Origin of the sequence: Pseudoxanthomonas sp. J35 (assembly GCF_000513995.1) — a bacterium.
GTDB lineage: Bacteria > Pseudomonadota > Gammaproteobacteria > Xanthomonadales > Xanthomonadaceae > Pseudoxanthomonas.
In genome coordinates, this window is record NZ_AZVB01000001.1 from 123,400 (window position 1) to 135,760 (window position 12,361).

Genomic DNA, 12,361 nt, shown 5'->3' on the forward strand with positions numbered 1-12,361 from the left:
GTGCGGAATCATACCGGGGCGAAAAGCGAACGACAAGCGTGTCGTGCATCGGTCACCCCGATCCGCTTCCACGCACCTTCTATTGGCATCCCCCACGGCCGGGCGCATCATCCCCGACGGGGAACCCACCGCAGGGAGGAAACCATGAAGAGGATCCTGACGCTGATGGTGCTGTCGATTGCCGTGGTCGCGGGCCTGGCGGGATGCAGGAGCACGCCGCGGGCCACGGATGCGGAACGGCTGGCGTTCTACGAGGCACATGCCGGCGAACCGGTGCGCAACTTCCGCCTGTTCGGCCGGCTTACCGGGTGGACTCCCCTGGGCAATTCGGCGCTGCTGGTCTGGCCCCGGCCGAACCAGGCGTACCTCCTGGACGTGACCACCTGCCAGGACCTGCCGTTCGCCTCCGCGATCTCGCTGTCGCACTTCGCCAGCACGGTCACCGCCCGCTTCGATACGGTGACCCCGCATGGCGCAGGGCTGACCGCGCCCGGGCGCATCCCGTGCCGGATCACCCAGATCCGGCCGATTGACACCCAGGCCGTCAGGGATACCCGCGAGGAGATGCGGCAGGCCGAGGCCGAAGCGCGCTCCGAGGCGCCGCCGGCCGAGGAACCGCCGTCCAACTGAGCGCCGCCGAAGGAACGGGCACGGTCCACCCGTGCCCGTTCCTTCGCCTGATGACGAAGATCGCCAGCCACGCGCCGCAAGGCGCGGGGAACGGCTTCGTCCGCGGCGTGGCGGGACGGATTCGGAGCTTTCCTACAGCAGCTTCCATGGAAGCCTGATTCCAGCAGCGGCGCGGCGCGTTCAAGACTAGGCCGGTCCGGCATGCCACCGCGCGCCGGCAAGCCGGGGAACCGACATGGACCAGCGACAGCTCGTCGTACGCAGGGACCTCCGCGGCTGCACGCTGCTGGACGGCGGCAGGCCACTGGCGTGGTACCCCCAGCTCGGCCAGGCCCTGGCGATGGCAGGACTGCTGGCCGAGGCCAATGCCCTGCGCTTCGGCGCGCCGGCGCGGGTGGAACTGTGCGAGCGCGGCCAGGCACCCCGGCACCTCTACTGGCGCGCATGAGCAGCGGGGCGCGGTAGCGGCAACCCGTCCGGCCTCCCGGCGGCCATCCTGGCGGCCATCCTGGCGGCCGATGCTAGGATCGCCCGGTCGATCCGTGGAGGCTCCATGCGCGCCCCGACCACGCTGCTCCTGGCCTGCGCCGCCGCGCTGGCCGCGCCCTTCGCGCTCACGGCCCGGGCCGCCGAACCGGTGGTGTCCGTGCCGGAGATGGACCTGACCCGCTACGCCGGGCACTGGTACGAGATCGCCCACCTGCCGGTCTCGTTCCAGCGCAAGTGCGCCGCCGACATCACCACCAGCTACGCCCTGCGCGCCGACGGCCGCATCGAGGTGCGCAACGCCTGCCGCACGGCCGATGGCGAGCAGCTCCAGGTCCACGGCACCGCCCGCACCGTGCCCGGCCACCCCGGGCGGCTGCAGGTGCGCTTCGCCCCGGCGTGGATGTCGTGGCTGCCATGGACCTGGGCGGACTACTGGGTGATCGAGCTGGATCCTGACTACCGGTGGGCGATGGTCGGCGACCCGGACCGCGAATACCTGTGGATCCTCGCGCGCGAACCGGCGATGGACGCGGCCCTGTTCGCCCGCCTGCAGGCCCGGGCCAGGGCCATGGGTTACGACCTGGCGCCGCTGGTGGTGGCCGCCCCGCTGCGCTGAATGCCCCGCGCCGGCTAACATCGCCCGACCTGTGATTCCGGAGCCGGCATGAAGTCGACCCTCAAGCTGTTCGTGGCCCTCTGCGCCCTGCTGGTCCTCGCCTCGTGCGGGGGCAACGTCCGTCGCGTCTCGCCGCCGGCGGCGGCGATCCAGCAGCTGACCGTGCAGGCCAACGGCGACTGGCGGGTCGACCTGCGCCTGCACAACTACAGCAGCATCTCCATGCGCTTCGACAGCGTGCGCCTGGAACTGAGCGTGGACGAACACGCCGCCGGCACCGTGCATGCCACGCCGGCGATGTCGATCGGCCCGACCTCCGCCGACGTGGTCCAGGTGACGCTGAAGCCGTCGGCAATGGCGAAGATCGCGGTGGCCGACGCCCTGGCCACGCGCCGCTCGCTGTCGTACCGGCTGGAAGGCAAGGTCAGCGCCACGCCGGACGAGGCGAGCAAGCCGCGCGAGTTCGAGGTCGACGGCCGCAGCGCGCTCAATCCCGCTCCTGGCCTGGACGGCGTGCTGCGCTGACCGGGCAGCCGCCTACCCAAGTCCGCGCCATTCGGGTATAAGCTGTGTCCCCGATGGAGACGGACACAGCGCAAGCAGGTCTGGTCTGCACCGGGGCCCCGGCTCCGGTTGCCGCCCCTCCCCCGCGGGAGCATGCCCCGGCGGTGAGGGTACTGTCGCTGGACGCCCATGGCCGCGCCATGGACTGGATCGGATGGCAGGACGCCACCTGCCTCTATGCACGCGATGCCGTCGCCTGGACACTTGGCGATCCCTGCCTGCGCATCCGCGGCGGCGTGTGCCGGCTGACCGGCGCGCGCAGCATCATCGAGCTGCACCCGATCATCGCCACCCGCGGCCAGGCCCATGCGCGCGCCCTGGACCCGACCCCGAGCCTCACCAACACCGCGCTGTTCGCCCGCGACTCGCACCTGTGCCTGTACTGCGGCCAGCAGTTCCCGCGCCCGCACCTGACCCGCGACCACGTCGTGCCCCTGTCCAAGGGCGGCCGCGACGCCTGGGAGAACGTGGTCACCGCCTGCTTCCACTGCAACTCGCGCAAGGGCAACCGCACCCCGCAGCAGGCGCACATGCCGCTGCTGGCCGTGCCCTACCGGCCCAGCTGGATCGAGCATCTGATCCTGTCCAACCGCAACATCCTGGCCGACCAGATGGCCTTCCTGCGGGCCCAGCTGCCCAGGCGCTCCAAGCTCGCCGCCTGACCCCTCCCCGGCCGCTGAACGGCCTTGCTTGCCCCGTCACGCCCGCGGGGAGGAAAATGGGCACCCGTATGGTGCCTGCCCGATGAGTATCGACGCCTCCCGTTACCCGCGCCTGTCGCGCATCGATTCGCCCGCCGACCTGCGCCGGTTCGACGAGGCCGAGCTGCCGGCGATCGCCGCGGAGCTGCGCGCCTACCTGATCGAATCGGTCGGCCGCAGCGGCGGCCACTTCGGCGCCGGCCTGGGCGTGGTCGAACTGACCGTCGCCCTGCACTGGCTCTACGAGACCCCGGTCGACCAGCTGGTGTGGGACGTGGGCCACCAGACCTACCCGCACAAGATCCTCACCGGCCGCCGCGACCGCATCCACACGGTCAAGCAGAAGGACGGCGTGGCGCCGTTCCCGAAGCGCGAGGAAAGCGAGTACGACACCTTCGGCGTCGGCCATTCCTCGACCTCGATCTCCGCCGCGCTGGGCATGGCCATCGCCCTGCAGCAGGCCGGCGACGACCGCAAGGTGGTCGCGGTGATCGGCGACGGCGCGATGACGGCCGGCATGGCCTACGAGGCGCTCAACCATGCAGGCGGCATGGACGAGGAGCCGAACCTGCTGGTCATTCTCAACGACAACCGCATGTCGATCTCCGAGGCGGTCGGCGGGCTGACCAAGATGCTCGGGCGCATGTCCGGCAGCGCGACGCTCAACAAGCTGCGCGAGGGCGGCAAGAAGCTGCTGGGCGACAAGAACAAGCCGCCAGCGCGTTTCGTGCGCCGCTGGGAAGAACACTGGAAGGGCATGTTCGTGCCGTCCACGCTGTTCGAGGAAATGGGCTTCCACTACACCGGCCCGATCGACGGCCACGACCTGCCCGCGCTGGTCGGCGCGCTGCGCACGCTCAAGACCCTCAAGGGGCCGCAGCTGCTGCACGTGATCACCACCAAGGGCAAGGGCTACGAGCTGGCCGAAGGCGACCAGATCGGCTACCACGCGGTGGGCCCGTTCGACCCGGCCAAGGGCCTGGTCGCCAAGCCCGGCGCGAAGAAGCCGACCTACACCGACGTCTTCAGCGACTGGCTGTGCGACGCCGCCGCGGCCGAGCCGAAGCTGCTGGCGATCACCCCGGCGATGCGCGAAGGCTCGGGCCTGGTGCGCTTCAGCAAGGAATACCCGCAGCGCTACTTCGACGTGGCCATCGCCGAGCAGCACGCGGTGACGCTGGCCGCAGGCATGGCCACCCAGGGCGCCAAGCCGGTCGTGGCGATCTACTCGACCTTCCTGCAGCGCGGCTACGACCAGCTGGTCCACGACGTGGCCACCCAGCATCTGGACGTGCTGTTCGCGATCGACCGCGGCGGCGTGGTCGGCCCGGACGGCGCCACCCACGCCGGCAACCTCGACCTGAGCTTCCTGCGCTGCGTGCCGGGCATGGTGGTGATGGCCCCGGCCGACGAGAACGAGTGCCGGCAGATGCTCAGCACCGGCCTGGCCCACGAAGGCCCGGCGGCGGTGCGCTATCCGCGCGGCACCGGCCCCGGCGTGGCCGTGCAGCCGACCCTGGACACCCTGCCGATCGGCAAGGCGCAGCTGCGCCGCAGCGGTTCGCGCGTGGCCCTGCTCGCATTCGGCGCGACCGTGCCGGCCGCCGAGGCGGTGGGCGACGAGCTGGGCCTGACCGTGGTCAACATGCGCTTCATCAAGCCGCTCGACCGCGCCTTGCTGCTGGAACTGGCACGCACCCACGCAGGCTTCGTGACCATCGAGGACAACGTGGTCGCCGGCGGCGCCGGTTCGGCGGTATCCGAGCTGCTCAACGCCGAGGGCGTGACCATGCCGCTGCTGCAGCTGGGCCTGCCGGACGCGTTCCAGCACCACGCCAGCCGCGAGGAACTGCTGGCCGAGGCCGGCATCGACGCGGCCGGCATCCGTGCGTCCGTGATCAAGCGCTGGCCGCAGCTGGCCGCGGGCGAAGGCCACCTGCCGCTGGCCGCCGGCGCCTAAACCCACCACCGGCCCGCCGGCCGCCGACGCCCCGTAGAGCCGGGCTTGCCCGGCTCCCACGCCTGATGTGCCGGCGCCCCGCGAAAGAGCAGCGGGGCAAGCCCCGCTCTACGGAGGCGATGAGGAGCCGCGGGGCAATGCGCTGTCAGAGAGCCGTCGCCGGCGCCACGTCTTCCACCTGCGTCGCCGGCGCCGGCGGCGCATCCGGCTCCCCATCGGCCTGACCTGCTTCGTCCGCCGCTTCCAGCTCGTCCGGCGCCTGGATCCGGTAGCCCTTGGCGGCCAGCGCGGCAAGGTAGCCTTCGCGGTCGTACAGCAACGTGTCGATGGACATCGTCGCGAACGAGACCCGGTGTTCGGCCAGCGCCTTCTCGGCGGCGGCCAGCCAGCGTTCGCGGATCCTGGCGTCGATGCCGGTGAAGCCGCGCTTGCGCGCCGCTTCGGTCTGCATCCATGCGTCCATGCAGTCGGCCAGCTGCTGGCGGTTCTGCGGCATCGCGCGCAGCGCGGCGACGTCGCCCACCGCCCAGGCATTGGCGCGCGCGGCGATCCGCGGCAGGTCCTGCTCGACCACGTCCAAGGTCCCGGCAAAGCACTCCAGGTCCTGCGGCTTGAGCCGCTCGCCCCGGAAGTCCGCGATCGCCTGCCGCGGGTCCTCGATCTTCAGCTCCAGCACGGTCGGAGTGGACTTGAGGCCACGCGCCTTCATCGCCTTCGCCAGCACCGGGCCGACAATGCCGCCCTGGCGCAGCCGGTTGCGCTCCAGCGCGGCCTTGTAGAGTTCGTAGACGGCGATCAGCGGACGCTTCTTCTCCACCCCGCGGTCGCGTCCCATGTAGTAGGCCTTGAGCGCCGACCAGCGCGCGTACAGCTCAGGCGGCAACACGTGCTCGAGGGTCGCGCCATCGGGATTGCGCATCGCCTTCAGCGCGGCCGGCGCCAGCGTCAGTCCGCGGAAGAAGCCGATGTCCGCGCCCACCGATATCCCGGGCGAACCGAGCACCGCGCCGGCCTCGGCCAGCACCTGCCGCACCTCGCGCGCATCCCAGTCCATGTCGCGCGGCAGCGGCGACTGGGTGCCGAGGATGTAGAGGACGTGGTCGCCCTTGCTCACCCGCCACAGGCCGGGACCGGGCTGCACGCCACTGACCACGACCGCGTCCATGTCGACGACCGGCGGCCCGGCCTCCTGCGCCCCGAGCGGGGCGGCGACCGCCAATGCAAAACCGAAGACCAGCGCCAACGTCCGTGCCGACATCCCTGCCCTCGCCCCGACGGAAGATCGCCGGAGCATAAGCAGTGCGGGGCCGCGATTGGCAGACAGCTGGCGGGGGCGTTCAGCTTCCGCCGGCGCCCGCCCCTCGGCGCCCGCGCAGGCTACCGGGTCCGGCGCCGCCACGAGGGTGGACACTGGCGGGCTTCCGGGCGCGGATGACAAGTCTCGCCGCGCCGCCGGACGCGGCGATGCTCGCCGAAGCAGGCGCGGCATGCAACGCATGCGGCGGGAACACCGGGCAACAAAAAAGCCCCGGTTCCCCGGGGCCTCTTCGGGATCCTTGGCGGATCCGTGTCGCTGGATTTGGTCGGGGTAGCCGGATTCGAACCGACGACCACTTGTCCCCCAGACAAGTGCGCTACCAGGCTGCGCTATACCCCGGGAAGCATTCCCGCCGAGGCGGGGCGGCGATTATACCGGTTTGGCGCCCGCCGGCGCGAGCCGGCCGTTATAAATCGCGCTCAGCGCCGCAGCAGCTGCAGCACTTCCTCCAGCTCCATGCGCACCTGGCGCACGATCTGGCTGCTCAGCGCCGATTCCTGCTTCGCACCCTCGCCTTCCAGGCGCAGGCGCGCGCCGCCGATGGTGTAGCCCTGTTCGTACAGCAGGCCGCGGATCTGCCGGACCATCAGCACGTCGTGGCGCTGGTAGTAACGGCGGTTGCCGCGGCGCTTGACCGGGCTGAGGCTGGGGAACTCGGTTTCCCAGTAGCGCAGCACGTGCGGCTTCACGTCGCACAGCTCGCTGACCTCGCCGATGGTGAAGTAGCGCTTGGCCGGGATCGGCGGAAGCTCGCGGTTGCTGCCGGGATCAAGCATGCGGCTCGGCTCCCGAATAGGCTTCCACGCGTTCCTTCAGCTTCTGGCCGGGGCGGAAGGTGACCACGGTGCGGGCCGAGATCGGGATTTCCTCGCCGGTCTTGGGGTTGCGGCCGGGACGCTGGTTCTTGCGGCGCAGGTCGAAGTTGCCGAAGCCCGACAGCTTCACCTGGCGGCCGTCCTGCAGCGCTTCGCGCAGCACGTCGAAGAAGGCGTCGACGAATTCCTTCGCCTCGCGCTTGTTCAGGCCCACTTCGTCGAAGAGACGTTCGGCCATCTCAGCCTTGGTCAATGCCATTCCCTGTCCCCTGTATCAGCCGCGGATCCGGGCGCCGTGGTCGCGGCCAAGGCCGGCCACTACCCGCTCCACGACCGCATCCGCGTCCTGGTCGGTCAGAGTGCGCGTGTTGTCCTGCAAAATCAAGCCCATAGCCAGACTCTTGCATCCGGATTCAACCCCGGGGCCCTGGTAGCGGTCGAACAGCAGCAGGTCGCGCAGGACCGGCCCGGCGGCCTCGCGCACGCTGGCGGCCAGCGCCGACCAGGCCACCTGCTCGGCGACCACGAAGGCCAGGTCGCGACGCACGGCCGGGAAGCGCGACAGCGCTTCGGCGCGCGGCAGGGCGCGCGGCTGCAGCGGCTCCAGGTCCAGCTCGAAGCCGACCACCTCCACGTCCAGGTCCAGCGCCCTGGCCAGGCGCGGGTGCAGCTGGCCGATCCAGCCCAGGCGGACCTCGCCGCCTTCCAGGTCGGTGCGGAACACGTCGGCGCTGCGGCCCGGGTGGCCGAACGGCTCGGCCGACGGGCGGAACTCCAGCTTCGCGCCGGCGACGGCGGCCAGCGATTCCAGGTCGCCCTTCAGGTCGTGGAAATCGACCTTGCGCGCGGCCAGGCCCCACTGCTCGGCGGCGGCATCGCCACAGGCGACGGCGGCGATGCGGCGGGTCTCCAGCGGCGCCGTCTCGCCCGCGGCGGGCGCGGCGAACACGCGGCCAAGCTCGAACAGGCGCACGCGGCCGGCCTGGCGCGCGGCATTGCGCGCCAGCGCGTCGACCAGGCCCGGCAGCAGGCGCGGGCGCATCACCGCCAGCTCGGCGCTGAGCGGGTTGGCCAGCGGCACGGTACCGGCGCTGCTGTGCCACTTCTCCAGCAGCGCGGCCTCGACGAAGGCGAAGCTCACCGCCTCCAGGTAGTCGCGGGCAACCATCTGCCGGCGCAGGTCGGACTCGGCCACGCGCGACTCGCTGGGCGCGGCGATGCGCGCCGGGCCGCCGGGGACGGTGGCCGGGATGCGGTCGTAGCCGTGGATGCGCGCCAGCTCCTCGATCAGGTCTTCCTCGATGGCGATGTCGAAGCGACGGCTCGGCGCGGTGACCTGCCAGCCGTCGGCAGTGGCGACGACCTCCATGCCCAGCGCACGCAGGATGCGCTCGACCTCGGCGTCGGCGATCGCGACGCCCAGCACGCGAGCGATGCGCGCGCGCCGCAGCAGGATCGTCGCCGGCTGCGGCAGGTGCTCCGGCAGCACCGCCTCGGTGACCGGGCCCGGCGTGCCGCCGGCCAGCTGCATCACCAGGCGGGTGGCGTACTCGATGGCCACGCGCGGCAGCTCCGGGTCGACACCACGCTCGAAGCGGTGGCTGGCGTCGGTGTGCAGGCCCAGGCGGCGACTGCGGCCCATGATCGCGGCCGGGGCGAAATGCGCGGCCTCGAGGAAGACATTCCGGGTGGCGTCGCCGACCTTGGTGGACTCGCCCCCCATGATGCCGGCCAGGCCGATGGCGCGGTCGCCGCCCTGCCCGTCGCAGATCACCAGAAAAGCACCGTCGTCCAGTTTCGCTTCCTGGCCGTTGAGCAGGGGCAGCGTCTCGCCGGCGCGCGAATGGCGCACGCCGATCGCGCCGTCCAGCTTGTCCAGGTCGTAGGCGTGCATCGGCTGGCCCAGTTCCAGCATTACGTACTGGGTGATGTCGACCAGCAGCGACACCGGGCGCACGCCGGCGCGGCGCAGGCGCTCGGCCATCCACACCGGGGTCTTTGCCGTCGGATCCACGCCCTCGACCACGCGGCCGACGAAGCGCGGCGCGTCGGCGCCGGCCTGCAACTTCACCTCCAGCGCGCGCGCGGTCGCGGCCGGCACCTCGGCCACGTCCAGCGGCAGCACCTCGCTGGCCAGCGCGGCGGCCACGTCGTAGGCGATGCCGCGCACGCTGAAGCAGTCGGCGCGGTTCGGGGTCAGCTTGATCTCGATGCTGGCGTCCGGCAGGCCCAGGTACTCGACCAGCGGCGTGCCGACCGGCGCGTCGTCCGGCAGCTCCAGCAGGCCGGAAGCGTCGGCGTCCAGGCCCAGTTCCCTGGCCGAGCAGAGCATGCCGTTGGACTCGACGCCGCGCAGCTTGGCCGCTTTGATCGCGATGCCGCCGATGTTCGAACCCACGGTGGCCAGCGGTGCGACCAGGCCGGCGCGCGCGTTCGGCGCACCGCACACGATCTGCAGGGGTTCGCCCCGCCCGATGTCGACCTTGCACACCTGCAGTCGGTCGGCCTCGGGATGCTTCACCGCTTCCACGATGCGCGCCACCACCACGCCGGCCAGGCCGTCGCCCAGCGCGGTGACGTCCTCGACTTCCAGGCCGATCGCGGTCAGCGTCGCGGCCAGGTCGTCGCGGCTGGCGGAGGTGGGCACGTGGCTGCGCAGCCAGTTCTCGGAGAATTTCATCGGGGGGCCGTGATTGGTGATTCGTGATTGGAAATGCGGTAGCCGTGGAATGGTGCTGGTACTGGTCAGGCACGGGCGACTCGCCCGCACGATTCTCGAATCACCAATTACCAATCACCAATCAGGTTCCTCAAGCGAACTGCCTGAGGAACCGCACATCGTTCTCGAAGAACGCGCGCAGGTCGTTGACCCCGTAGCGCAGCATGGCGAAGCGCTCCACGCCCAGGCCGAAGGCGAAGCCGGTGTAGCGCTCCGGGTCGATGCCGCAGTTGCGCAGCACGTTCGGGTGGACCATGCCGCAGCCGAGGACCTCCAGCCAGCGCACGCTGCCGTCGGGCTGCTGCCAGGCGATGTCGACCTCGGCGCCCGGCTCCACGAACGGGAAGTAGCTGGGGCGGAAGCGCATCTCGAAGTCGCGCTCGAAGAAGGCGCGCACGAACTCGCTGAGCGTGCCCTTGAGGTCGGCGAAGGTGGAATGCTCGTCGACCAGCAGGCCTTCGACCTGGTGGAACATCGGCGAATGGGTCTGGTCGGAGTCCGAGCGGTAGACCTTGCCGGCGGCGATCATGCGCAGCGGCGGCGCGTGATCATCCATGTAGCGCACCTGCACGCCGGAGGTGTGGGTGCGCAGCAGGCGCGCCACGCCGCTGGCGTCCGGCGGGAAGTAGAAGGTGTCGTGCATGGCGCGCGCCGGGTGGTGCGGCGGGAAGTTCAGCGCCTCGAAGTTGTGCCAGTCGTCCTCGATCTCCGGGCCGTCGGCCAGCTCGTAGCCGAGGCGGCCGAAGATCTCGGCGATGCGTTCCAGGGTGCGCGAAACCGGGTGGATGCCGCCGCGCGCGGCGCCACGGCCCGGCAGGGTCACGTCGACCGCCTCGCCGGCCAGGCGCGCGTCCAGCGCGGCCTCCTCCAGTACCGCCTTGCGCGCGGCGAGGGCCTGGCCCACCGCGTCGCGGGCGCGGTTGATCGCCTCGCCGGCGGCCTTGCGCTGCTCCGGCGGCAGCGCGCCCAGCTGCTTGAGCTGCGCGGTGATGCTGCCCTGCTTGCCGAGCAGGCCGACACGCAGCGCTTCCACCGCCTCGGGGGTCTGCGCCGCGGCGATGTCGGCCAGCGCCTGCGCCAACAGGGATTCGATTTCGCTCATGGAGTTTCGCCTTCCGGAAAAACAAATGGGGAAGGACTCGCGCCCTTCCCCATGCTCAGTCGTGTCCTCGGACAGGGGCCCGCGCACGGATGCGCGGGCGCCTGCGAGGGACTCGCACTTATGCCGCCAGGGCGCTCTTCGCCTTCTCCGCCAGCGCCGTAAACCCGGCCGCGTCGTGCACGGCGATGTCCGCCAGCACCTTGCGGTCGAGGGTGATGCCGGCCTTCAGCAGGCCGTTCATGAAGCGGCTGTAGCTCAGGCCGTTGCTGCGGGCAGCCGCGTTGATGCGGGTAATCCACAGCGAGCGGAAGTTGCGCTTCTTCTGCTTGCGGCCGATGTAGGCGTACTGCTGCGCCTTGATGACCGCCTGCTTGGCGACGCGGAAGACCTTGCGGCGGGCGTTGTAGTAGCCCTTGGCGAGGTTGAGGACCTTCTTGTGACGGCGGCGCGCCTGGACGCCACGCTTGACTCGTGCCATTGGTCAGTCCTCCTCAGAGATACGGCAGCATGCGGTCCAGACGGCCCGCGTCCTCGGCACGAACGTGGTTCGTCTGCCGCAGGTTGCGCTTCCGCTTGGTCGCCTTCTTGGTGAGGATGTGGCTACGGTTGGCGTGGCCGGCCTTGAACTTGCCGGAGGCGGTCTTGCGGAAACGCTTGGCCGCCGCCCGGTTGGTCTTGATCTTGGGCATTGCTATGTCCTTGATGGGATCTGTCACTGGTGCGGGCGGCGGGTTTCCCCACGCTTTCCATCCTTGCCCATACCGGTCTGTAAGCCTTTGATTCCACTGGAGAATCTCGGCAGGTCCTGTGGCTGTTGCCAGCCCCTCCGGCGAACCGGAGCCGCGCATTATGGCAGCCGGTGGATTCCCATGCAAATCATGGGGTTCCGGGGGGGCCGGGACACCCGCATCGGGCGGCGACCTGAAACCCGCGCACCCAGAAGCAGGAGCGCGGGCTCCGGACGGGGCCGCCGCACCCTGGTGGCTCCAGGCCGCGGCTTCGTTCCAATTGGGTCGCGGCAAGCAGTCGTAGCCCGGATAAGGCCGCAGGCCGCATCCGGGAATGTCCGCCCGCCACCACCACCCGATCACGGCGCACCCGCCCCTGCCCCGGATGCGCTTCGCTTATCCGGGCTACGCGGTCGATAGCCCCTCTCCCGGAGGGAGAGGGGAGCAAAGAACGAAGCCACGACCTGAAAGCGCCCGAAGACGCGGTAGTGCGGGGGTATGGCGCAAGCAGGCCATGGATGGCCTGCGTTCGCGCTTCGGAGCCATGGATGGCGGAGGGCGCGATGCCATACCCCCCCCCGCACTGCCGCGGCTCCGTCCGAAGCCGACCACGCCTTCCCGCTTTGGCCTTTGGCCTTTGGCCTTTGGCCTTTGGCTTTCGGCTTTGGCTGGCCCCGCCAAGAGCCCCCGGCCTCAAAAGCAAAGGGCGCCCCCGAGGG

13 protein-coding genes and 1 tRNA gene are annotated in these 12,361 nt (G+C 70.7%); 6 read left to right on the plus strand and 8 right to left on the minus strand.

Annotated features, from left to right (window positions below):
- The first annotated feature begins 144 nt into the window (after positions 1-144).
- From PSEJ35_RS0100570 to dxs, 6 genes are all read left to right on the plus strand, one after another.
- A complete protein-coding gene (locus tag PSEJ35_RS0100570) occupies positions 145-630 on the plus strand; it encodes a DUF6491 family protein (protein ID WP_028916081.1) in 486 nt (161 codons plus the stop codon).
- 235 nt (positions 631-865) lie between these two features.
- On the plus strand, positions 866-1,078 hold the full coding sequence (locus PSEJ35_RS0100575; protein ID WP_028916082.1) for a hypothetical protein: 213 nt from the start codon (positions 866-868) through the stop codon (positions 1,076-1,078).
- Positions 1,079-1,183: 105 nt separating this feature from the next.
- A complete protein-coding gene (locus PSEJ35_RS0100580) occupies positions 1,184-1,735 on the plus strand; it encodes a lipocalin family protein (RefSeq protein WP_028916083.1) in 552 nt (183 codons plus the stop codon).
- A gap of 48 nt (positions 1,736-1,783) precedes the next feature.
- Positions 1,784-2,260 carry an LEA type 2 family protein gene (locus PSEJ35_RS0100585; protein WP_028916084.1) on the plus strand — a complete coding sequence of 159 codons (477 nt, stop codon included), beginning with the start codon at positions 1,784-1,786 and terminating at the stop codon, positions 2,258-2,260.
- Between the two features lie 53 nt (positions 2,261-2,313).
- Entirely contained in the window at positions 2,314-2,961 is a 648-nt protein-coding gene (locus tag PSEJ35_RS0100590) for an HNH endonuclease (protein WP_028916085.1), read from the plus strand.
- Positions 2,962-3,043: 82 nt separating this feature from the next.
- Positions 3,044-4,960, plus strand: coding sequence for a 1-deoxy-D-xylulose-5-phosphate synthase (dxs, locus tag PSEJ35_RS0100595; protein WP_028916086.1), 1,917 nt, complete (start codon positions 3,044-3,046; stop codon positions 4,958-4,960).
- A 145-nt stretch (positions 4,961-5,105) separates the two neighbouring features.
- Here the strand turns inward: dxs and PSEJ35_RS0100600 are convergent, their stop codons facing one another.
- The 8 genes from PSEJ35_RS0100600 to rpmI form a co-directional block, all read right to left on the minus strand.
- Positions 5,106-6,218 (minus strand): TraB/GumN family protein, encoded by a 1,113-nt coding sequence (locus tag PSEJ35_RS0100600; RefSeq protein WP_051412385.1) that lies wholly within the window; start codon positions 6,216-6,218, stop codon positions 5,106-5,108.
- A gap of 322 nt (positions 6,219-6,540) precedes the next feature.
- Positions 6,541-6,617: transfer RNA gene (locus PSEJ35_RS0100605), tRNA-Pro, on the minus strand.
- An 80-nt stretch (positions 6,618-6,697) separates the two neighbouring features.
- On the minus strand, positions 6,698-7,054 hold the full coding sequence (locus PSEJ35_RS0100610) for a MerR family transcriptional regulator (protein ID WP_028916088.1): 357 nt from the start codon (positions 7,052-7,054) through the stop codon (positions 6,698-6,700).
- Positions 7,047-7,352 carry an integration host factor subunit alpha gene (locus PSEJ35_RS0100615; protein WP_024868247.1) on the minus strand — a complete coding sequence of 102 codons (306 nt, stop codon included), beginning with the start codon at positions 7,350-7,352 and terminating at the stop codon, positions 7,047-7,049. Before PSEJ35_RS0100615 ends, PSEJ35_RS0100610 begins: the two co-directional genes overlap by 8 nt.
- Before the next feature lie 15 nt (positions 7,353-7,367).
- Positions 7,368-9,773 (minus strand): phenylalanine--tRNA ligase subunit beta, encoded by a 2,406-nt coding sequence (gene pheT / locus PSEJ35_RS0100620; protein ID WP_028916089.1) that lies wholly within the window; start codon positions 9,771-9,773, stop codon positions 7,368-7,370.
- A 130-nt stretch (positions 9,774-9,903) separates the two neighbouring features.
- Positions 9,904-10,914, minus strand: coding sequence for a phenylalanine--tRNA ligase subunit alpha (pheS, locus tag PSEJ35_RS0100625; protein ID WP_028916090.1), 1,011 nt, complete (start codon positions 10,912-10,914; stop codon positions 9,904-9,906).
- A 118-nt stretch (positions 10,915-11,032) separates the two neighbouring features.
- Positions 11,033-11,392, minus strand: a complete 360-nt coding sequence (gene rplT, locus PSEJ35_RS0100630) for a 50S ribosomal protein L20 (protein ID WP_024868244.1) — start codon at positions 11,390-11,392, stop codon at positions 11,033-11,035.
- 13 nt (positions 11,393-11,405) lie between these two features.
- Positions 11,406-11,603 carry a 50S ribosomal protein L35 gene (gene rpmI / locus PSEJ35_RS0100635; protein ID WP_028916091.1) on the minus strand — a complete coding sequence of 66 codons (198 nt, stop codon included), beginning with the start codon at positions 11,601-11,603 and terminating at the stop codon, positions 11,406-11,408.
- Positions 11,604-12,361: the final 758 nt, after the last annotated feature.